Source organism: Pseudomonas sp. (assembly GCF_040514055.1).
Lineage (GTDB): Bacteria > Pseudomonadota > Gammaproteobacteria > Pseudomonadales > Pseudomonadaceae > Aquipseudomonas.
The window spans coordinates 45,444-66,880 of sequence record NZ_JBEVDL010000074.1 but is presented as its reverse complement, the minus strand read 5'-3'; the positions used below and the strand labels follow the sequence as shown (position 1 = coordinate 66,880).

The window sequence follows — 21,437 nt, the reverse complement described above, 5'->3', positions numbered from 1 at the left end:
CTGACGCACCGAGGAACGACTCCATGAGGCTCGATCGACTTAGCAAATGGCTGGCGGCCGGTATGTTGCTTATCGGCACTGCCTGCCTGGTCTGCGTGTGGCAGGCCGAACGATACAGCCAGCAAAGCCTGCGCATGGGCCAGCAGCGCGCCGAGGTGATCAGCCTCAGCTTGCGGTTACTGGCCGAAAACCGCGGCATGACGCAGTTCGCCCGCCTCTACATGATCTCCGGCGACGCGTCTTACCTTGAGCACTACCATCAGCGGCTCGAAGCCGGAGGCATTAGCACGGTAGTCAAGCAACTACGGACCAAGGACCTGTCGCCGATGGAGCAGCGCCTGCTGCGCCAAGTCGATGACCTCGACAGCATGCAGTTGGCGCTGGAGCGCCAGGCCATCGCCGAACGGCAGTCCGAGGGACGCAGCGGAACCTTGCAGCAACAGATTTACGTGGAAAGCGAGGTGGAGGTTACTGCGCTACTGGACGAGTTCGCGGCCCTTAGCACTGACCGACAGAACCGCCTGGTGGCCGATTCCATCGCCCAAGCCCGCGAGGCCAAGCATCTGGCCGCCTTGATGCTGGGCCTGAGCATGGTCTACGTAGTATTGGTGCAGGTCTTTATCCAGTTCAAGCTGCTCAAGCCGCTGCGCGTGCTGACGGAGCAGACCACCCGACTGCTGGCGGGCGAAGACACCGGTGCCCTGGTTGATTGCCAGCGGGCCGACGAACTGGGCTCCCTGGCCCGTGCCCTGGATGCCTACCGCAAGGTCAACCAGCGGATTCTCAGCCAGCAGTGGGCCAAGGATCGTCTCGCCGAGCTGGCCCAGGAGCTGCAGTCCAGTCCCGACCGGGCGGCGTTCGTCGGCCGTTTGAGCGAGCGCCTGTTGCAGTGGCTACCGGCATCCAGCGTCGGTTTCAGCGAGCAGGAACCCACAGTGGCCGTCGACTGCGCGCACTCGCGTTTCCAGCTGCCGTTGTTGCACGGCAGCAACCAACAGGGCGTGATCGACCTGTGCCTGGCGCAGCGCCCGGACGCCCGGCAATTGGAGCTGCTGGATGCCCTGCAGGAGCCCATTTGCGCCTGGTGGAGCCTGCTGGTCCAGCGCGAGCGCAAGCGCGAGTTGTTGCAGCAGGCACGCCTCCAGGCTCAGCAACTGGAGAGCCAGCGGAGCATGGTGGTGGCCACCGAACGTTGGTTCCGCAGCATTGTCGAGGCCGCGCCAGACGGCATGCTGGTGTGCGACGAGCGGGGGCTGATCGTTCTGGCCAACCTCGAAGGCGAGCGGATCTTCGGTTACCCCGAAGGGGGGATGCACTGCATTCATTTCAAGGAACTGGTGCCGAGCGAGTGGCGCCAGCCGCTGTCCGGGCTGATGCAGGCGTTCAATGCCGACCCCGCGTCCATCCATGTCGGCGAAGGCATCGCGCGACGCTTCGATGGCAGCGAGTTTCCCATCGAGATACGCCTGTCGGCGCTGCCGGTGCTAGGCGAAGAGAGCCAGTCCCTGTGCGTGGTGATCCGCGACCTGAGCCTGCGCAAGCAGCATGAACGACACCTGCAACAGGCCCACGAGCAACAGCGCGCGATGCTGATGGCGGCGCCCTATGGCGTTGCCTTTATCCGCGGGGAACTCATAGTGCAGGCCAACTCCAGTTTGCATCAGCTGTTCGGCTACGCCGAAAACGAGTTGTTGTACCAGTCGCCGACCATCTGGATGACCGAGGCGACGTCGCGGGAGGAGATCCTCGACATTCGCCAATTGCTGCATGAGGGGGAGACCTTCCGCCGCGAGTTTCCCGTGAAGCGCAAGGACGGCAGCCTGTTCTGGGCCGCCCTCAGTGCCCGTGCGGTAAGCCCGGGCGACCTGAGTCAGGGCTCGGTCTGGGCCGTGCAGGACACCACCTTGCAACAGGCCGCCGCCAAGGAAATGCGCGAGGCGCGTGAGCTGGCCGAGGAAGCGGCCAGGGTCAAGGCCGAGTTTCTGGCCAATATGAGCCACGAGATACGCACGCCGATGAATGCCATCATCGGCATGACCCACCTGGTCCTGGCGACCGGGTTGGACGAACGCCAGCGCGATTACCTGAGCAAGGTGCAGAGCTCCAGCCGTCACCTGCTCGGCCTGCTGGACGACATCCTCGATTTTTCCAAGATAGAAGCCGGCAAGCTGCAGCTCGATACCCAGGACTTCAGTCTCAAGCGCCTGCTGCAGGAAGCGACCGATCTGTTGCAGGAGCGCATCCTCGGTAAAGGGCTGGACCTGAGTGTACGGGTCATGCCGCAAGTGCCGGACCAGCTGCATGGCGACCCGCTGCGCCTGCGCCAGATACTGCTCAACTACTTGAGCAACGCGGTCAAGTTCACCGAGCGGGGGCGCATCGAGGTGGCCGTGGCGCTGCGCGAGTCCAGCGCGCAGGGGCTGTGCCTGGAGTTCGCCGTCAGCGATACCGGTATCGGCCTCAGCGAACAGCAGTGCGCGCGGTTGTTCCAGAGTTTCCAACAGGCGGATGCCTCGACTACCCGACGCTATGGCGGGACCGGACTCGGCCTGGCCATTGCCCGACAGCTGGCGATGTTGATGGGCGGCGATGTGGCGGTGCGCAGCTACCCCGGCCAGGGCAGCACCTTTAGTTTCACCGCCCGCCTGCAGTTGGCCCAGGGACCGCTGCTTGAGGAAGCGCCGGCGCTGGCCGCGCTGACCCAGGGGGCGCCGTTGGACGCCTGTGTGTTGCTGGTGGAGGACAACGAACTGAACCAGCAGGTCGCGGCCGAGCTGTTGCGTGCCATGGGTTGCGCGGTGGATATCGCCGGCAACGGCCGCGAGGCCCTTGCGTTGCTCGAGAGCAGGCATTACGACCTGGTGTTTATGGACATGCAAATGCCGGTGCTGGACGGCCTCGCCGCCACCCGCGAGCTGCGCCAGCGACCGCAACTGGCCGAGCTGCCGGTGGTCGCCATGACCGCCAACGCGCGGCCCGAGGATCGTCAAGCCTGCCAGGCGGCCGGGATGAACGATTTCATCAGCAAGCCGTTCGAGCCGCAGACCTTGCGCCGCGTGCTGCAACACTGGTTGGGCCAGCACTGGAGTCAACCACAGCCCGCGCAGTCGACGTCCGCCCTGCGTATCGAGGGTGTAGACGTGGCGGCCGGCCTGCGGCGCACCCTGGGTGATGAGGCGCTTTATCGACAACTGCTTAACCTGTTCCTCTCCGGTCAGGACAGCCTGTTGGCACAGCTGGACGATGCCTTGCGCCAAGGCGACGTGGCCGCGGCCGAGCACCTGGCCCACAGTTGCAAAGGGGTGGCCGCGACCATAGGTGCTGAAGCAGTGGCCAGGGCGGCGGACGAACTGGAGCAGCACCTGAACCATACCGGCGGCGGCAATGGCACCCAACCCCTGTTGCTGGCGTTGGCGGCTGAACTGCAGCCGTTGCTGGAGAACCTGCGGCAGCTGCACGAGCCGGCGCAGCAGATTGCCACGGAAGTCGACGAGTCGCGGCTGCGCTCGGCCTGCGAGCGCCTGTCGGCGCTGCTGGCGGACTACGATGCCGAGGCGCTGTCCTGTTACTCCGAGCATGCCCCACTGTTGCGCGCCGCGTTTCCAACGCAGGTGGCGCGCCTGGCCGCGGCGCTGGAGAAATTCGACTTTGACCAGGCGCACGCCTACCTCGACGCGGCCGTCGCCGGCCTTGCGGATTAAGGGTCTTCAGGGGATTTCAGCAGGATTCAGGCTTATTCAGAGCGGGGCAAGTGGCTGGCATGCCTCAATGGTCTTAGCCAATCGGCCACCGGTCCTGGAGGTGAAGAGATGACCATAAACGAGCGCAAGGCCACCCTGCTGGTGGTCGACGATGTCCCCGAGAACCTGTTGCTGATGAGCCAATTGCTGCGTCCGCACTACCACCTGCGGGTGGCCTCCAGTGGCGAGAAGGCGCTGGAGATCGCTCGGCGCAATTCGCCGGATCTTGTGCTGCTGGATGTGATGATGCCGGGTATGGATGGCTATGAAGTCTGCCGCCGGTTGCAACAGGATCCGCTGACTGCCGACATCCCGGTGCTGTTCCTGACGGCCAAGGATCAGGCCGAGGACCAGCGGCATGGCCTGGACCTGGGCGCCACCGACTATCTGAGCAAACCTTTCGAGCCCAGCGTGCTGCTGGCGCGCGTGAACAGCCAGCTGCGCCTGAAGGCGGCCGCCGACCGCTTGCGCAGCCGCAACGCCGCGCTGGACCTGGAAGTGGAGCAGCGTACCCGCGAGCTGCAGGATGTCTACGATGTCACCATCCTGGCGCTGGCCTCGTTGGCGGAGACCCGCGACAACGAAACGGGTAATCACCTGCGCCGTACCCAGAACTATGTCCGTACCCTGGCTTATCGGCTGCGTGAGCAGCCGCGCTTCGCGGTTGAGCTGGACGAGCGCACCATCGAGCTGCTGTACAAGTCGGCGCCCCTGCACGATATCGGCAAGGTCGGTATTCCCGACCATATCTTGCTCAAGCCGGGGCGCTTCGAGCCGCACGAATTCGAGGTGATGAAGCAGCATTCGCGCCTGGGCTATCAGGCGCTGGTACACGCCGAGGAGCTGCATGGTGCGCCGATGGCCTTCCTGCGTATCGCCAAGGAAATCGCACTCTGCCATCACGAGAAGTGGGACGGCAGCGGCTACCCGCAGGGTATGCGCGGTGAAGCGATCCCCCTGAGCGCTCGCCTGATGGCGGTGGCCGATGTCTACGACGCGGTGATCAGCCGGCGCGTGTACAAGCCGGAAATGCCCCACGAAAAGGCGGTGGCGATTATCCGCGAGGGCTGTGGCACGCATTTCGACCCGGCTGTGGTGGAGGCCTTCCTTGGCCTGGAGGAAGAGTTCAAGGACATCGCCCGGCGTTACGCCGACACCGACGAAACCCTGCAGGCCAAGGCCGCGCAGATTAGCGCCGAGCCACAGCTCAAGGCCTGACCAATTAGAGGAACCGCCGATGATCACCGACCAAACCGTTTTCCTCGTCGTCGACGATGCAGACTCCATGCGCAAGATCAACAGCAGCCAGCTGACCATGCTCGGCGCACGTCAAATACTGCTGGCCAACAACGGCCTGGAGGCCCTGAAGCTATTGGCCACCCGGCGGGTCGACGTGATCATTTCCGACTGGAATATGCCGGTGATGACGGGCTTCGAGCTGTTGCTCAAGGTGCGCGGCGACAAGCGTATCGCGCACCTGCCGTTTATCATGATCACGGCGGACTGCGAACGTGAGCAGATCGCCCAGGTGATTGCCCATGGCGTCAGCAGCATCCTGGTCAAGCCCTACAACACGCAGCACCTGGGCCAGCACCTGGCGCGGGCCATGCAGCATCGGCCGCGCTACCGGCCCTTGCCCGCGGCCGAGGTCAAGCCCGAGCTGGCGGCGCAGCCGCTCAAGGCCAAACGCAAGCGCGCCACCTTGCTGGTGGTGGACGATATGCCGGACAACCTCAGCCTGATTTCCGGCCTGTTTATGCAGGATTACCGGGTGCGGGTGGCCCAGGGGGGCGAAGGCGCCCTGGCCATCTGCACCTCGGACGACCCACCGGATCTGCTGTTGCTCGACGTGATGATGCCGGACATGGACGGCTTCGAGCTGGCCAGGCGGCTGCGCAGCCATCCTCAGGCCAGCCATATTCCGGTGATTTTCGTCACCGCCCGCACCGACGCCGAATCCCGGCAACGCGGCCTGGAGCTGGGGGCCGTGGATTTCGTGCACAAGCCGATCGACCCGCAGCTGCTGCAGCGGCGAGTCGGCAATCTGTTGCGGCATGTCGAACGGCATTGCCGGACACAAGCCGAATATGACGACCTGCTGGAGTTGGCACGCCTGCGCGAAGAGGCCGAGCAGGTGGGGCGGCATGATTTGAAGGGGCCGATCAGCAATATCCTCGGGCTGGCCAGCAGCCTGCTCGAAGGGGGCAACCTGCTGCCCGGGCAACGGCACATCCTCAGCCTGTTGCAGGACAACGGGCAACAATTGCTGGGGCTGGTGGATCTGTCGGCGCAGCTGTACCGCATCGAAGCCGGGCGTTTCGAGTTAGAGCCGACTGCCGTGGCGCTGGCACCCATGCTTGGCAAGTTGGTGGAAGCGGCGCGGCTGACCTATCAGGCCAAGGCGCTGGTGATCGAGCTGCGCCTGCCGGAGCTCGGCCGCGGCGAGCCGGCGCACGCCTGGGGCGACGAGAGCCTGTGCTACTCGCTGCTGAACAACCTGTTGAAGAACGCCTGCGAAGCGGCCCCGGAAGGCAGCCGGGTACGCCTGCTGCTGGAACAGGACGAACAGCTGTGCCTACGCATGGAGAACCAGACGGCGGTACCCGAGAACTTCCGCCCCTTTTTCTTCGACAAATATGCCAGCCAAGGCAAAAAGACCGGCAGCGGTCTGGGGACCTACTCGGCGAAGAAACTGGCCGAGGCCCAGGGCGGCAGCCTCGAGCTGCAGGTCAACGACTTGGAGGACAGCACTTGCCTGGTGCTGACGCTGCCAGGCGTCGAAATGGTTGCGCCACGTGCGCGTGCGGCGGGTTAATGGCATAGCCCGTGGCCACAGAGAGCTGTCATACCCCGTAGGCGGGTATCCAGAGAATTGGCGTATCTAGGTTCGCGGCTTTTGCGGGAACGACGGTGAATCAACAGTCCCCGGTATAACCGCACAGGCGGGTATCAGACGGTTCGGCGCGCCTGGGTTCCCGCTTTCGCGGGAACGACGGTTAACTTGAAATCCCCTTGATACCCGTGCGGGCGGGTAGCCAAGGACTTCGGCACACCTGGGTTCCCGCCTTCGCGGGAACGACGATTATCTGAACTCTCCGTCATACCCGCGCAGGCGGGTATCCAGGGATTTGGGTGTACTCGGGTTAAAGGCAGCAGATTCAGGGCCGCGACGGGTTATGCCGGCAGAGCAGCACGCTCCCTTGGCCGTTGTCGATCAGCAGGCTGCCCGGGGCGAGTTGGCGCAACCGATAGGTGAGGTGCATCTGCTCGTTGAAGACAAACAGGCCCACGCCAGCCAGTTGCGGTTGAGGCAGGTTGTCGGTTTCGCTCTTGCCACTGTTCAGCACCTGGACCAGCAGGCGCGGACCCTGGCGGCGCTGGCTGAAGTGGGTCGTACGGGACTGGTAGCCCAGGCTCTTGCCGCTGCTGGCGTCCAGCAGGCGCAAACGGGCCCGGTAGTCGCCCAGCCCTTCCGTGCGCAAATCCAGGTCAAACCGGTGCAGCAACCAGCGCTGCGGATTTTCGCCGGGCAGCAATTGGGCCGCGCGGCCGGCGCAGCTAAGGTCCAGCGAGCCCTGCTGCCGACTGTACCAGGCGCCGAGGCCAAGACTCAGCAGGCTGCCAGCCAGGAACAGCCAGAGCAGGGAGCGCGGTACCAAGCTATTCATCCGCTTTTACCCCCACGCAGCTGTGGCTGCCGGCTGTCAGCTCGCCCTGGCAGAGCAGGTCCAGGCTGCGGGCTTGACCGGCGAAGCGGTAGAGATGCAGGTTCTCCATGCCAATGGCCAGGCCAAGCGTCGTGGCCCGGCGGGCCAGTTGCTCGTTGCCCGGCACCAAGGCGACAGCGGGCATCGCTTCCCAATGCAGGGTCAGACCGTCCAGCTGCGCCACCCCGGCTTCAACGAAGGGCTGTTCGACCAGGGCCGCGGGGCGCAGCAATTCCGGCAGGTGAAACAGGGCCGCCCAGCAGAGCAGGGCGATAAGCCCGAAAGCCAGTTGGCTCAACTTCTCGTGGCGGCGCCCCGGCGTCGGCGGCGACTGCGTACCCGGGCTGACCGGCTCCTCGGTGGCGGGTGTCGAGACTGTCGATACGGGCGGCAAGGGCAGTGGGGGGGCATCGAGCAGCGCCACCGGTGGGTTGATCTTGTAGCCAATGCGCGGGATGGTGAGGATCAACTCGTGGTCCGGTTGCAGCGTTTCCAGCGCCACGCGCAGTTGGCGCACCACCTGGGCCAGGCTGTTGTCGGTCACCTCCAGGCCGAATGCACCCCAGGCCCCGCTGATCAGCTCGCGCTTACTGACGATCTGGCCGTCGGCCTGCAGCAGCAGGCTTAAGCAGCGGCTGGCAATGGCGCCGATGCGCAGCGCCTCTTCGGAGGATTCGGCCCGGTAGAGGGTGAAGGCCTCGCTGTCGAAATAAATCAGGCTATTGATGACGTAAAGGGCCATTTCGTCCGCTGTCCAGGGCACCACAGCTAGCAGCGTAGCGCATGCCGGACCGGCTACAGGCCGCAGCGGTTTGCGATAATTCACTCCGACCCGTTTGATTGCACCGGCGCTTGCCGGCAGGGGGTAGCGAATGTTCTAGTGCGAGCGGACCAGGCTGGCGTATCGCGCTGCGTCTAGCCGGCCAGGGCCGCGGCTGCTCTCATGGGCCCAACCCGAATATTCACCATTTCCACGATTTGATCGACTGACCAGGGACTGACCGATGAAAACGACCCGTTTGGCGCTGAGTGGCGTGCTGGCCGTTGTGCTGCTGGGGGGCTGCAGCAGTAACGAAACGCCCAACCAGGCCCAGTATTCCGGCTTTCTGTCCAACTACGAGGGGCTGGCCGAGCATACGACGCCCGCCGGCAACACCGTGCTGCGCTGGGTCAGCCCTGACTTCAAGCTGGCCAAGTACGACAAGGTGATCTTCCAGCCGATCCGTTTTTATCCGGCGCCACAACCGACGCAGCAGGTCAGCGCACAAACCTTGAAGGACCTGCTCGGTTACACCAATAGCCGGCTCAGCGAAGCGTTGTCCAGGCGTCTACAGCTGGTGGGTTTCAGTGCCATTCCCGGGACCCTCGAGTTTCGCGGCGCCATTACCGCGGTGACGGCCTCGCCCCAAGGCATTCCCTTGGCCCTGGTGATGGCCGAGTCCCGGACCTCCACCGGTGAGCGCGAGCAGAACAGCGAGTTGTACCTGGAGGCTGAGCTCGTCGATGCGGTCAGCGGCAAGCCGATGCTGCGAGTGGTCCGCAAGGGGATGGGCACGGTGCTGAGCGACGATCGACAGACCGTCACGGTCGATGACCTCAAGTCGGTGATCAATGGCTTGACCCTGGATGTGCTGAGCTTCGACTAGCACAGGAGAAAACCCGTGGGTCAGGGGAAGGCCTGCTGTTATGCAGCCGGGCGGAATACCCGGCCCCCCTCGCCAGGATGTGGCGCTGCTGTTGCAGCAGCGGTCCAAGGCCGCGAACAGCCGTTGTGCCAATTTCGTCATCGTGCCGGGTCAAAGCGATCAAGCCACCGGGGGCCCAAAGCGGCACGCTGGACGGTCTGTCCAAGGAGTAGCTTATGATCCGATTGTCCCTGATCGAGGCCGGCGAGCTGGCCGAGTCGATCCTTTTGCACAACGGTTTCAGCGCCGCCCAGGCCCGGGCGGTGACCGCCACGGTGGTCGCCGGCGAGCGCGACGGCTGTGCGTCCCATGGCCTGTACCGGGTGCTGGGCTGCGTCAGTTCACTCAAGGCCGGGAAGGTCGCGGCCGACGCCGAGCCACGGGTGGTCGACCAGGCCCCGTCGATCGTGCGGGTCGACGCGGCAGGCGGTTTTTCCCAGTTGGCGTTCCAGGCCGGACTGCCACTGCTGGTGGAGAAGACCCGCGCCAATGGCATCGCGGCGTTGGCGATCAACCGCTGCGTGCATTTTTCCGCGCTTTGGGTGGAGATCGAGCAGCTCACCGCCGCCGGCCTGGTGGCCCTGGCCTGTAACCCCAGCCATGCCTGGGTCGCGCCAGCGGGGGGGCATCAGCCGGTGTTCGGCACCAACCCCATCGCCTTCGGTTGGCCGCGTGCCGGTCAACAGCCCTTTGTCTTCGACTTCGCCACCAGCGCCATCGCCCGCGGCGAGATCGAACTGCATCGCCGCGCCGGCAAGGCGATTCCCGAAGGCTGGGGCGTGGATGCCCAGGGCCAACCCAGCACCGACGCCAATGTGGTGCTCGACAGCGGGGCGATGCTGACCTTCGGCGCGCACAAGGGCTCGGCCCTGGCGGCCATGGTGGAGCTGATCGCCGGGCCCTTGATCGGCGACCTGACCAGTGCCGAATCCCTGGCCTACGACGCCGGCAGCAAGTCCTCGCCCTACCACGGTGAACTGCTGATTGCCCTGGACCCGCGGCGCTTTCTCGGCGAGGCCACCGAACAGCACCTGGCGCGGGCCGAAGTGCTGTTCGAGAGCATCCAGGGCCAGGGTGCGCGCCTGCCGTCGCAACGTCGTTTCGAAGCCCGTGCGCACCATGAGCGGGAAGGGGTGCAGATCCCCGAGGCCCTGTACCGGGACCTCAAGGCACTGCTGGTCTGATGCCAGGCAGGCGCCCAGGGGCCTGCCGTGGTTATAGCGCGTCGCGCTGGTTGCGGCCGTCCACCAGGCGGTCGATGCCCAGCGGGTTGGCGTTCTGCAGGGCCGGGGGCAGCAAGGCATCCGGGCAGTTCTGGTAACACACCGGGCGCAGGAAACGCTCGATGGCCAGGCTGCCGACCGAGGTGCCACGGGCGTCCGAGGTGGCGGGATAGGGGCCGCCATGGACCATCGCCTCGCCGACTTCGACGCCGGTCGGGTAGCCGTTGAACAGCACCCGGCCGACCTTTTGTTCCAGCAACGCCAACAGCTCGCCATGGGCCTGCAGATCTTCCTGCTCGGCGATCAGGGTGGCGGTCAGTTGGCCATGCAGACCCTCCAGGGCCCGCCTTAGTTCGGCGGCGTCGGCCACTTCGACCAGCACGGTGGTCGGTCCGAAGACCTCTTCCTGCAGCAGCGGGTCGCCCTCGAGCAGCAGGCTGACATCGGCCTTGAACAGCTGCGGTCGCGCCTGCCGGCCTTGCTGCGCCTGGCCGGCGAGATGGGTGATGCCCGGGTGCGCATGCAGCGCGCGTACCCCCTGTTCGTAGCTGGCGAGCGTGCCAGCATTGAGCATGGTCTGCGCCGGCTGTTCGGCCATCAGGGCACTGAAACGCGTGCTGAAGGCGTCGAAGGCAGGCGAGCGCAGGCCCAACACCAGACCCGGGTTGGTGCAGAACTGGCCACAGCCCTGGACCACCGAGGCGACCAGTTCGCCGGCAATCTGCTCGCCGCGTGCCTGCACGGCCGCGGGCAGCACCAGCACGGGGTTGATGCTGCTCATCTCGGCGAACACCGGAATCGGCTGGGGACGCGCGGCGGCCATGTCGTAGAGGGCACGGCCACCCTTGAGCGAGCCGGTAAAGCCCACCGCCTGGATCGCCGGGTGTTTGACCAGCGCTTCGCCCACGCCGCCGCCGTAGATCATATTGAACACGCCCGTCGGCATCCCGGTCGCTTCGGCCGCGCGGATGATCGCCGCGGCGACTCGATCGGCGGTTGCCATATGGCCGCTGTGGGCCTTGAACACCACCGGGCAGCCGGCCGCCAGGGCGGCCGCGGTATCGCCACCGGCGGTGGAAAAGGCCAGCGGGAAGTTGCTGGCGCCGAACACCGCCACCGGACCCACACCGATACGGTACTGGCGCAGGTCCACCCGCGGCAGCGGCTGGCGGTCGGGCAGGGCGCGGTCGATGCGCGCGCCATAAAAATCGCCACGGCGCAGCACCCGGGCGAACAAACGCAACTGACCACTGGTGCGGGCCCGTTCGCCTTGGATACGGGCGGTCGGCAGCGCCGTTTCGCGGCAGACCAGTGCGATGAAGGGTTCGTCCAGGGCGTCCAGTTCGCCGGCGATGGCGTCGAGGAAGTCCGCGCGGCGACTGGCCGCCAATTGACGGTAGGCCGGGTAAGCGGCGGCTGCGGCGCGGGCGGCGGCGTCCACTTCCTCGCCGGTGGCTTGCCTGAAGGCATAGGGCAGGGCATCGCCGCTGCTGGCGTCATGGCTGTGCAGCACCTGGGTGCCGGCGGCGCTGCGGGCGCCGCCAATGTACTGCTGGCCGAGGATCTCGGATCGGTGAGGCATAAATGGCTCCTAAAAAAACAACGGGCTCAGGCCAGCGAGTGGCCTGGGCGAGCGGCGGTGTCGACACGGCCATGGGCGGCGACCCGCGCGGCGGCTTCGGCGTCGACCTGGTGCAGCGACTTGCCGCGGGTTTCCCGGGTCAGGCCGACGGCGACGATGGAAATCACCGCGGCGCCCACCAGGTACAAGGCGATGGGGGTCGAGCTCTGGTATTTGTTGAGCAAAGTCAGGGCGATCAGCGGGGCGAGGGAGCCGGCGAAGATCGGTGCCACCTGGTAGCACAGCGACAGGGCGGTGTAGCGCACATGGGTCGGGAACATTTCCGCCATCAGCGCCGAATAGGGCGCATAGGTCATGGACTCGATGGCCAGGCCCAGGGTGATGGCCGCCATGATCAGCCAGTTGTTGCCGGTGTCCATCAGCGGAAAACCGATGAAACCCCAGGTGGCGGTGAGCACCGCGCCGGTGAGGTAAACCGGCTTGCGCCCGACCAGGTCGGACAGGTAACCCATCAGCGGAATCAGGAAGAAGTGCAGCAGGTGTGCGCCGAACATCAGCAGCAAGATCTGCGAAGTGTCCTTGTGCACCACCAGCTTCAGGTAGGTGATCGAGAAGGTCACCACCGTGTAGTAGAGGATGTTCTCGGCGAACCGCGCGCCGATGCCGACCAGCACCGCGCGCCAGTGATGACGCAACACCTCCACCACGCCCAGCTGTTGGCTTTTTTGCTGCGCCTGGCGCGCCTGGGCCTGCTTGAAGATCGGCGCGTCGTCGACGCTGGTGCGGATCCAGTAGCCGATCAGCACCACCACCGCCGAGAGCCAGAACGCCACGCGCCAGCCCCAGGCGAGGAACTGCTCTTCCGACAGGGTGCTCGACAGCGCCAGCAAGGCGACCGTGGCCAGCAGGTTGCCGGCCGGCACCCCGGCCTGGGGCCAGCTGGCCCAGAAGCCGCGCCGGTTGTCCGGGCAGTGTTCGGACACCAGCAGGATGGCGCCGCCCCATTCGCCGCCGAAGGCGAACCCCTGGATCAACCGCAGCAGCACCAGCAGGATCGGCGCGGCATAGCCGATGCTGGCGAAACCGGGCAGGCAGCCCATCAGGAAGGTGGTCACGCCGACCACCACCAGGCTCAGTTGCAGCAGGCGCTTGCGGCCGAATTTGTCGCCGTAATGGCCGAAGACCAGGCCGCCCAGGGGGCGTGCGAGAAAGCCCACGGCGTAGAGGGCGAAGGCGGCGAGAATGCCGTCGATCGGGCTGTCGGTCTGGCGAAAGAACAGCTGGCCGAACACCAGTGCCGAGGCGGTGCCGTAGAGAAAGAACTCATACCATTCGGCGACGGTGCCGGCCATGGCGGCGGCCACCACGCGTTTAAGGCCCGCGGGGGTGGTAGCAGGAGCGGTGCAGGGGCGAGTCGACATGCGGGCAGTTCCTTTGAAGGCGCAATGACAGGCAGGCCGGGTCCGGCCGCGAAGGCCCGGCCCGGCGCTCGGTTTAGAGACCGACGTCCGGCAGCGGCGGACGGTTGGCCAGGGCCTTGGCCATGATGCGCTCGACGTATTCGCGGTCGGCCTGGGGCAGGGCCAGGCGCGGCGGACGGGTCAGGGCGCTGCCGCGGCCGGCGATGGCTTCGCAGAGCTTGATGCACTGCACCAGGTCGGCGCGGGCATCAAGGTGCAGGATCGGCATCAGCCATTCGTAGATCGGCATGGCTTCGGCAAAACGCCCGGCCTTGGCCAGACGAAAGATGGTCTCGCCTTCCTGGGGGAAGACGTTGGACATGCCCGAGACCCAGCCTTCGGCGCCCACCGCGATGCTTTCCAGCACCACGTCGTCCAGACCGGCGAACAGCACAAAGCGGTCGCCCACTTCATTGCGCACGTCGATAAAGCGCCGGGTGTCGCCCGAGGAATCCTTGAAGCACACCACGTTGTCGCAGTCGGCCAGGGAGATCAGGATGTCCGGGGTGACGTCGTTTTTGTAGATCGGCGGGTTGTTGTAGACCATCAGCGGCACGTCGGCGTTCTTGGCCACGTAGCGGTAGTGCTCGGCGGTTTCGAAGGGCTTGGAGCCATAGACCAGCGCCGGCATCAGCATCACGCCGTCGACCCCGGCCCTGCGCACGGCATTGGCGACCTTGGCCGCCTGCACGCTGGTGAACTCGGCCACCCCGCAGATCACCGGCACCCGGCCGCGGGAGGCGTCCACCGCCACTTCGGTCACGGCGATTTTTTCTTCGGCGCTCAGGGAGGTGTTTTCCCCGACCGAGCCACAGACCACCAGGCCCGAGACGCCGTCACGGATCACGTTGGAAATCACCTGGTGGGTCTTTTCCAGGTTGATCGAGAAATCGTCGTTGAACTGCGTGGTGACCGCGGGAAAAACGCCGCTCCAGTTGATGCGCTTGCTCATGGGTTGTCTCCGGTTGGTAATTGTATTTCGTATACGATATTTAAAAATAGCAAATCTGGCCAGCGTTTTTTACGGGGAATGCAATGAGCCGATGTTCGGTGGCTTGGCCTTCAGCCGCTGCGCTCAGGCGCCGGGCCAGGTGTCCGACAGCCGATAGCCCTGGGGCCAGGGGTCGCTGGGGTCCAGCAGCAGCTGGTGGGTACCGGTGATCCAGGCCCGTCCGGCGATACAAGGGTAGATCGCCGGGCGCCCGGCCACCTCGGTCAGCGAGTCGATGCGGCAGTGAAATTCCGAGCCGAGGATGGAGCGGCCGATAAAACGGTCGCCGACCCCGAGTAAGCCCTTGGCCTGCAGCACCGCCATGCGTGCCGAGCAGCCGGTACCGGTGGGGGAGCGGTCGATCTTGCCGGGCTGGATCACCACCGCGTTGGCGCCGGTGGCGACGTCATTTTCATAGCGGACGGGGGCAGCGATCTGGCAGAAGGAGATATGCGACCAGTCGCGGTTCAGCGGATGGACAAAGCCCAACTGTTCGTTGGCCGCTTGGGTGATTTTCAGCCCGACCTCCACCAGCTCGGCGGCTTCGTCGGGGCGGATGGCGAAGCCCAGACGCTGGGCATCGGCGATGACAAAACTGTCGCCGCCGTAAGCCGTGTCGACCTGCAGCGACCCCAGGCCCTCGACTTCAATCCAGGCGTCCAGGCGGTCGGCGAAGGAGGGAACATTCTTTACCTCCACCCGCTGCACCTTGCCGTCGCGGCAGTCGGCGACCACCTCGATCAGGCCGCCGGGCGCCTCGAGCACCAGGTGGGTCTGCGGCTCCTGCATCGGCAGGATGCCAGTGTCGAGCAACACGGTGGCCACGCACAGCGAATTGGAGCCGGACATCGGTGGTGTGTCGGCCGGCTCCATGATGATCCAGGCCATCTGCGCCCGTGGATCCTTGGCCGGCACCAGCAGGTTGACGTGGCGGAACACCCCGCCGCGCGGTTCGTTGAGCACGAAGTTGCGCAGGGTTTCGTCCTGGGCAATCCAGCGCGACTGTTCCCAGACGGTGGCGCCGGGCGGCGGCGCTACGCCGCCGACTATCACGTCGCCGACTTCGCCTTCGGCATGACAACTGACCACATGAATCACTTTCGATGAACGCATAACCGGCTCCTGCTGGGTGTCGCTCGGGACAGGGAGGAAAAGCCCCGTGGCCCCCGGCCGACGAGGCGAGGGTGGGACTATTTGACCGATTGCAGAAAGGCGGCGGTTTCCGCCTGCAGCGGGTTGCCGATGACCTGTTCGGGCGGACCGATCTCGTGCACCACGCCCGCGCGAAAGAACGCCACGCGGTCGGACACATCGCGGGCAAAACGGATTTCGTGGGTCACCAGCACCATGGTCATGCCGTCCTCGGCGAGCAGGCGCATGGTGTCCAGCACCTCACCCACCAGCTGGGGATCCAGGGCCGAGGTGGCCTCGTCGAACAGCATGTAGTCCGGTGACATGGCCAGGGCGCGGGCGATGGCCATGCGTTGCTGCTGGCCGCCGGACAGGCGCCCGGGAAAGGTCTTGAGTTTGTCGGCCAGGCCGACGTGGGTCAGCTGCTTGACGGCCAGGGCCTCGGCCTCTTCACGGCTTTTGCCAAGCACCTTGCGTGGCGCCAGCATGACGTTTTCCAGCACGGTCAGGTGCGGAAAAGCGTTCCACTGCTGGAACACGATACCGATGCGCTGGCGCAGGCGATTAAGGTCGGTGGCCGGGTGATGGACCTCGATGCCGTCGACGCGGATGCTGCCTTTCTGGATCGGTTCCAGGCCGTTGATGCACATCAGCAGGGTCGATTTGCCGGAGCCGGAGCCGCCGATGATCGAAACCACCTCACCCTTGCTGACGGTCAGGCTGACCCCCTTGACCACTTCGAGGTCGCCAAAGGACTTATGCACGTTATCGATCTCAATCATTTTCTTGCCACCTTGTTTCCAGACGGGCGCCCAGGCGGGCGACCACCAGGCTCATGACGTAGTAGATAAGGCCCGCGATGCACAGCACCAGCAGCGGCTCCTGGATGCGCGTGACTATGGTCTGCGAGGCGCGCAGCAGTTCGACGATGCCGATCCACATGACCAGGGCAGTGTCCTTCATCACCCCCAGCACCAGGTTCAGCCAGCCGGGAAAGGCCACCCGGGTGGCCATCGGTAGCACGATCCAGCGCAGGTCCTGCAGGTAACTCAGGCCCAGGGAGCGGCTGGCGCGGCGCACGCTGAGCGGCACGGCGAGCACGCCGCTGCGCACGATCTCGGTGAAGTAGGCGGCGGTGTAGATGGCCAGCACGATGCAGCCGACGCTGAAGGCGCTGATATTCAGGCCGACGATGCTCTTGAGCGCGTTGAACAGCACGAACTGGATCAGCAGCGGCACGCTGCGAAACACGTCGAGCAGCCAGGCCAGGGGCAGGCTGGCCCGTGGCAACAGGGCCCGGGCCAAGCCGAACAGCAAGCCGGCGGTCGATCCGAGCAGGATCGCCCAAAAGGTCAGTTGCAGGGTGACCCAGGCGCCGTCGAGCAGGAACAGCAGGTCGTTCCAGGAAAAGCTGGTGGAAAACATGGGCGCGTCCTCAGTAACGGAACAGCCGCCAGGCCAGCAGCCGGGCTACCGCTACGATCAACTTGGCAATCAGGTAATAGAGCACCGCCGCCAGGGCGAAGAACTCGAAGGTGCGGAAGGTCTTGACGTTGTAGTCCTGGGTCACCCCGGTCAGGTCGTTGTTCAACCCGACCACCACCCCCAGGGACGTCATCAGCACGGCCCAGACCATCTGGTTGCTCAGCGGGTAGAAGACGATGCGCAACAGCTGCGGCACTATGATCAGGCGGTAGGCCTGGAAGGCGCTCATGCCCAGCGAGCGGGCGGCCCGCACCTGGGTGTCGGGCACGGCCTTGAGGCCGCCGCGAAAGTTCTCCGCCAGGTAGCCGGCGTTGTTGAAGGTGATGCCCACCAGCAAGGCCAGCCAGGAGCTGACGTGCAGCCCCAGGGAGCCGAGGCCGAAATAGAGGATGTAGACCTGGAACAGCGACGGCGTATTACGGGCGATCGACACCCAGCCGTTGCCGATGCCGCGCAGCAGCGGTTGGCGCGCTTCGCGCATCACCGTCAGCAGCAGGGCGATCAGCACGCCAAAGATCATCGACAGCGCGGCGGTCTCGAAGGTGACCCAGGCGCCGCCGAGCATGTCTGGCAGGGCGCGCAGGGCCGCCCGCCACTGGAAACTGTAGTCAAACATCGAGCGGGTTCTCCTCAGGGGGGGCGGGCGCCAGCCAGGTAGGCAGGCGACCGCTGGCGGTGCCGCTGCAGGCCGCCTCGACGCACTCGGCGAGGCTGGCGAAATGCACCGGCCGGCCGGCGAGCCCCGGGCCGTAATGGGCGTATTTGCCGGAGTTGGTCATCAGGCTGCGCACACCCGGCGCGATCACCGGCGCGCCGAGCATGCACCAGCAGGTGTCGGTGATCAGGGTGGCGCCGAAGGCTTCGAGCGGCGCCAGGTAGCCGGCCTGGCGCGCCTGCTCCAGCACCGTGCGCCCGCAGGTGATCGCCAGCGCCACCTCGGGGTGTTTCTGGCGGCCCTGGCACAGCTGCGCCAGCCGGGCGAACTCGCTGAGGGAAAAATGCGGGTTGCCCAGGGCGACCAGATCCACCGGTCGGTTGCCGGCGCTATTGAGTTCGCGCCAGCTGGCCAGCAGCTCGTCCAGGCCGATGCGCTCCAGCGGCAGCGCTTCACCCGGTTCGACGACCTGGGTCGGGTCCAGCGCTTCCGGGGTGATACCGGCGATATGGAACATGGGCGCGGCGGAGGTGGTGGCGAAGGCCGCACCGAAGGCCTTGAGGTCGTCCAGGCTTGGTCGGGCCCGCTCCAATCCCACCACCAGGGGAATACGGCTGCCGGCCAGGGCACCGATATGGTGACCGAGCAGCGGATAGAACGCGTCGTCCAGCGCGCCCAGGGCCGGCAGTTCCACTCGCAGGCGGGCCTTGCGCTGGGCGTCCAGGTGGCAGCCGATTAGCGGCGCCCGGCCGGTCAGGGCGATAAAGATGTCCAGGTAATCCGGGTATTTCAGGGTACGGGCGCCCAATACGCTGTTGGCGTAGACCACCGCGTTGGATTCGGCCCAGACGATCTGCTCGCCGGCCTTGGGCGCGCTGTCCAGCAGGTAGGGTGCGCAGGTGAAACTTTGGGTAGCACCCATCGCCATATAGGCATCACCCAGGGCACTGGCCGGTTCGCCCAGTTCCGGGTCGATGCCCAGCTGGCGCCAGCGCCGCTGGTCGACCGAGATGGCATTGAGGGTGGTCGGCACCCGCACCGCGGCGCCCCAGTGCACCAACTGCTGGGCGAAGCGCAGGCTGGCCGGCCCGGTGTAGATGCAACCGTCGATATGGGCCTGGGTGACATCCACCAGCGCCGTGGCGCCTTGCAGCTGGGCCATGCGCAGCACCACCTGCATGGCCACCTGGGCGGCCTTGCCGTGTTGGCCGTCGAGCAGTGCCCGGTCCAGGTCGCCGAGGGTGATCGAATGATCGTCCGTCGGCGGCTCGGGCAACTCGTCCGTGGCCTGCCAGCCATCGCTCGGCGGTTGATCGAAGGTCCGCAGGCTTGCCCCTTCTACGCGCACAAAGGCCGTGCCGCGCAGTGCGGCAAAGGCCTCCCGGCCGATGTACAGCACCGGCAACGAGCGTTGGAAGATAATCTGCGCGACCAGCACGCCGAGGGTGAGGATTTCATCGGGTTCGGCCAGTACCAGCGCGGCCGGGGCGTGGCCATTGCTGATCAGCTCCATCAGCACGCTGCTGCCGGTACAGGAACCCCGCCCACTGGGAATGGCCAGCACGCGCCCCGCCAGCCGTTCGCCACTGAGGGGGTGGTGACGGTCGATGACCTCGCCACTGGAGGAGTCGACCCCGCCCCAGAAACTCAGGCCGACTTCGGCATACAGCAGCAGGCCTTCACCCGTGCCGGCGACCAGGCTGCGCCCGGTAATGGAAGAAGGGGTGGTGGCCATGGGGGTTTTCCTCAGTAGTAGACCTGAGGGACCGTCAGGTCGGTCGGTGGCACGTCGGTGCCGATCCACTTGACGAACAGCTCCTTGTAGCGCCCGGTGCGGACTTGCTGGTTGACGAACAGGTTGAGGTAGTTGAGCAGGCCGTATTCGTTGCGTTTGGCCGCCAGGGAGACGTAGTCGATCACATAGGGCGCGTTACCGGCGATCACCAGGTTCTTGTACTTGCCCGACTTGAGGGTAGCGGCTGCCACGGTGTTGGTGACCACGGTGGCCTCGATATGGCCCTGGGCGACCGCCAGCAAGGTGTCGTTCTGCGACTGGTAGGCGCGGAAGGTGCCCGTGCCCCAGCTTTTCACGTCCTTCTCCAGGGCGATGGCCTCGAAGGTGCCACTGGTATTGCCCAGGGCCTTGCCCTTGACGTCGTCGAAACTCTTGATGCCGGTGTCGTTGCGGGTCAGCACCACCATCTGGAAAGCGAAGTAGGGCACGGTCAGGCCCACGGTCTTGGCCCGCTCCAGGGTGTCGGAGGTGGAGGCGACAATCACGTCGGCGCGCCCGGAAATCAGCGCCGGGATACGGTCGGGGAACGGCGTTTCGACCACTTCGGCCTCGACCCCGAGGACTTTTGCCAGGTCGTTGCAATAGTCCACGTCAAAACCCGCCGGGTTGTTGCCGGCGTCGCGAAAGCCCATGGGCGGGAAGTCCAGGGTTACGGCGCAGCGAAGCTTGCCGGATTCGATGATGTCGTCGAGCTTGTCCGCCTGGGCGGTGGCGATAAACGAGGTGCTGAGAGCAGCGCTAAGGGCGACGACAACTGCGGGGTTTTTCATAAAAGCCTCTTCGTTGGAGGTTGGCGTTAATTATCGTATCAAGAATTTCGTATACGATATTAGATAAGCAAGCAGCGTGCCGAACCGCTACTGGTCCGTGCAATCGGCTCGCAGGCCTTGGTTACTGCGTCGTGCAGGGGGTCGGTTGAACGCACACCCTCCCTGTCTCCCTGCCGTTGCCCCAAATCGGTGTTACCTAAGGGAGCACCGCAGCGCCTAAGCACCACTTGGCTGCACATTGGATATCAAACTCTGCCCCGAAGGCGCAGCTGGGGATACGTCACTTGGGAGCCGACATGGGAGAAGTGAAAACTGGGGGCGTAGACCGAATCAGACGCGTTACCCACTACCTCGTCATACCCGCGCAGGCGGGTATCCAGAGCGGCTGGCACCTGTGCTTCGGTGAGGCTCGGCTGAGGTGCTGTCTGGGGAGTCCGGGTCTTTCGGCCTGCGACCGACAGCCCCCCCGTAACTGGATACCCGCTTTCGCGGGAATGACGGGGGAGGGAGATTTCGTGGGGCCGACGAACTGGCTTTGCGCGGGTCTGATTCGGTACCCACCGAAGATTTTCTGCCCTGCGAACGACTTGCCCCCGCGACTGGATTCCCGCCTTTGCGGGAATGACGGGGAGGGAGATTCGCGGGGCTGACGAACTGGCTTTGCGCGGGCTGGTTCGGTACCGCCCCAGGAGACTGGAGAATCAGAGACAGGGCGTCATGCCGAGTGGCAGCCTGACTGGATTGGGGAAGTGTGGGGCATGGATCGGGTCGGACGCGTTAGCCACCACCTCGTCATACCCGCGCAGGCGGGTATCCAGAGCGGCTGACACCTGTGCTTCGGTAGGGCTCGGATGAGGTGTCGTCGTGGCGTGTCCGGGTCTTCTGTCCTGCGACCGGCTTGACCCCCGCGACTGGATTCCCGCCTTTGCGGGAATGACGGGGAAGGGAGGTTTCGTGGGGCCGACGCATAAAGGCCTGCGCGGGCCTGAGCCGGAACCGCCGTAGAGGACTGCCAAATCAGAGTCAGGGCGTCATGCCATAGCAGTCCCGGCACGAGGACGCGCGCGATGGCCATCGCTAGGCTGCCGAACCGGGCGTGGAAGGAGCGGGGCAGACGCATTGCCCCATGCTGCACCTCAATCACGATTGTCCGGTCGCCTGCTCGGGACCGGGCCAGACACCTCGGCCCCGCCCCCACGCACCGTGATACCCG

The 21,437-nt window shown here is 65.4% G+C and carries 16 protein-coding genes; 5 read left to right on the top strand and 11 right to left on the bottom strand.

The features are described 5' to 3' along the window. The first annotated feature begins 23 nt into the window (after nucleotides 1-23). From ABWY06_RS19435 to ABWY06_RS19425, 3 genes are all read left to right on the top strand, one after another. Entirely contained in the window at nucleotides 24-3,701 is a 3,678-nt protein-coding gene (locus ABWY06_RS19435) for a response regulator (RefSeq protein ID WP_353927222.1), read from the top strand. A gap of 108 nt (nucleotides 3,702-3,809) precedes the next feature. Next, nucleotides 3,810-4,958, top strand: a complete 1,149-nt coding sequence (locus ABWY06_RS19430; protein WP_353927221.1) for a response regulator — start codon at nucleotides 3,810-3,812, stop codon at nucleotides 4,956-4,958. A gap of 19 nt (nucleotides 4,959-4,977) precedes the next feature. Next, nucleotides 4,978-6,555, top strand: a complete 1,578-nt coding sequence (locus tag ABWY06_RS19425; RefSeq protein WP_353927220.1) for an ATP-binding response regulator — start codon at nucleotides 4,978-4,980, stop codon at nucleotides 6,553-6,555. Nucleotides 6,556-6,898: 343 nt separating this feature from the next. On the opposite strand, the gene ABWY06_RS19420 is transcribed toward ABWY06_RS19425, so the two are convergent. Together ABWY06_RS19420 and ABWY06_RS19415 are read right to left on the bottom strand one after the other, a co-directional pair. Continuing rightward, entirely contained in the window at nucleotides 6,899-7,408 is a 510-nt protein-coding gene (locus tag ABWY06_RS19420; RefSeq protein ID WP_353927219.1) for a hypothetical protein, read from the bottom strand. Further along, a complete protein-coding gene (locus tag ABWY06_RS19415) occupies nucleotides 7,401-8,189 on the bottom strand; it encodes a winged helix-turn-helix domain-containing protein (protein ID WP_353927218.1) in 789 nt (262 codons plus the stop codon). Before ABWY06_RS19415 ends, ABWY06_RS19420 begins: the two co-directional genes overlap by 8 nt. A 262-nt stretch (nucleotides 8,190-8,451) precedes the next feature. Here ABWY06_RS19415 and ABWY06_RS19410 point away from each other — a divergent pair, with 262 nt between their 5' ends. After that, nucleotides 8,452-9,093 (top strand): DUF3313 domain-containing protein, encoded by a 642-nt coding sequence (locus tag ABWY06_RS19410; RefSeq protein ID WP_353927217.1) that lies wholly within the window; start codon nucleotides 8,452-8,454, stop codon nucleotides 9,091-9,093. Nucleotides 9,094-9,308: 215 nt separating this feature from the next. Continuing rightward, nucleotides 9,309-10,316: an Ldh family oxidoreductase gene (locus ABWY06_RS19405; protein ID WP_353927216.1), complete on the top strand. Its 1,008-nt coding sequence runs from the start codon at nucleotides 9,309-9,311 to the stop codon at nucleotides 10,314-10,316. A gap of 31 nt (nucleotides 10,317-10,347) precedes the next feature. Here the strand turns inward: ABWY06_RS19405 and ABWY06_RS19400 are convergent, their stop codons facing one another. The 9 genes from ABWY06_RS19400 to ABWY06_RS19360 form a co-directional block, all read right to left on the bottom strand. Beyond that, nucleotides 10,348-11,937 carry an aldehyde dehydrogenase (NADP(+)) gene (locus tag ABWY06_RS19400; RefSeq protein ID WP_353927215.1) on the bottom strand — a complete coding sequence of 530 codons (1,590 nt, stop codon included), beginning with the start codon at nucleotides 11,935-11,937 and terminating at the stop codon, nucleotides 10,348-10,350. Between the two features lie 26 nt (nucleotides 11,938-11,963). Beyond that, nucleotides 11,964-13,358 carry a fosfomycin efflux MFS transporter AbaF gene (gene abaF / locus ABWY06_RS19395; protein WP_353927214.1) on the bottom strand — a complete coding sequence of 465 codons (1,395 nt, stop codon included), beginning with the start codon at nucleotides 13,356-13,358 and terminating at the stop codon, nucleotides 11,964-11,966. A 73-nt stretch (nucleotides 13,359-13,431) separates the two neighbouring features. Continuing rightward, the gene (locus ABWY06_RS19390; protein WP_353927213.1) at nucleotides 13,432-14,349 is read right to left on the bottom strand and encodes a dihydrodipicolinate synthase family protein; all 918 of its coding nucleotides are present in this window, start codon (nucleotides 14,347-14,349) and stop codon (nucleotides 13,432-13,434) included. Nucleotides 14,350-14,472: 123 nt separating this feature from the next. Beyond that, nucleotides 14,473-15,501 (bottom strand): trans-3-hydroxy-L-proline dehydratase, encoded by a 1,029-nt coding sequence (locus ABWY06_RS19385; RefSeq protein WP_353927212.1) that lies wholly within the window; start codon nucleotides 15,499-15,501, stop codon nucleotides 14,473-14,475. A gap of 77 nt (nucleotides 15,502-15,578) precedes the next feature. Continuing rightward, on the bottom strand, nucleotides 15,579-16,301 hold the full coding sequence (locus ABWY06_RS19380; RefSeq protein WP_353927211.1) for an amino acid ABC transporter ATP-binding protein: 723 nt from the start codon (nucleotides 16,299-16,301) through the stop codon (nucleotides 15,579-15,581). Further along, nucleotides 16,294-16,944 carry an amino acid ABC transporter permease gene (locus tag ABWY06_RS19375; protein ID WP_353927210.1) on the bottom strand — a complete coding sequence of 217 codons (651 nt, stop codon included), beginning with the start codon at nucleotides 16,942-16,944 and terminating at the stop codon, nucleotides 16,294-16,296. Before ABWY06_RS19375 ends, ABWY06_RS19380 begins: the two co-directional genes overlap by 8 nt. Before the next feature lie 10 nt (nucleotides 16,945-16,954). After that, nucleotides 16,955-17,620: an amino acid ABC transporter permease gene (locus ABWY06_RS19370; RefSeq protein WP_353927209.1), complete on the bottom strand. Its 666-nt coding sequence runs from the start codon at nucleotides 17,618-17,620 to the stop codon at nucleotides 16,955-16,957. After that, nucleotides 17,613-19,394 (bottom strand): cis-3-hydroxy-L-proline dehydratase, encoded by a 1,782-nt coding sequence (lhpI, locus tag ABWY06_RS19365; protein WP_353927208.1) that lies wholly within the window; start codon nucleotides 19,392-19,394, stop codon nucleotides 17,613-17,615. Before lhpI ends, ABWY06_RS19370 begins: the two co-directional genes overlap by 8 nt. An 11-nt stretch (nucleotides 19,395-19,405) precedes the next feature. Continuing rightward, complete coding sequence (locus ABWY06_RS19360; RefSeq protein ID WP_353927207.1) at nucleotides 19,406-20,224, bottom strand: ABC transporter substrate-binding protein; 819 nt, start codon at nucleotides 20,222-20,224, stop codon at nucleotides 19,406-19,408. Nucleotides 20,225-21,437: the final 1,213 nt, after the last annotated feature.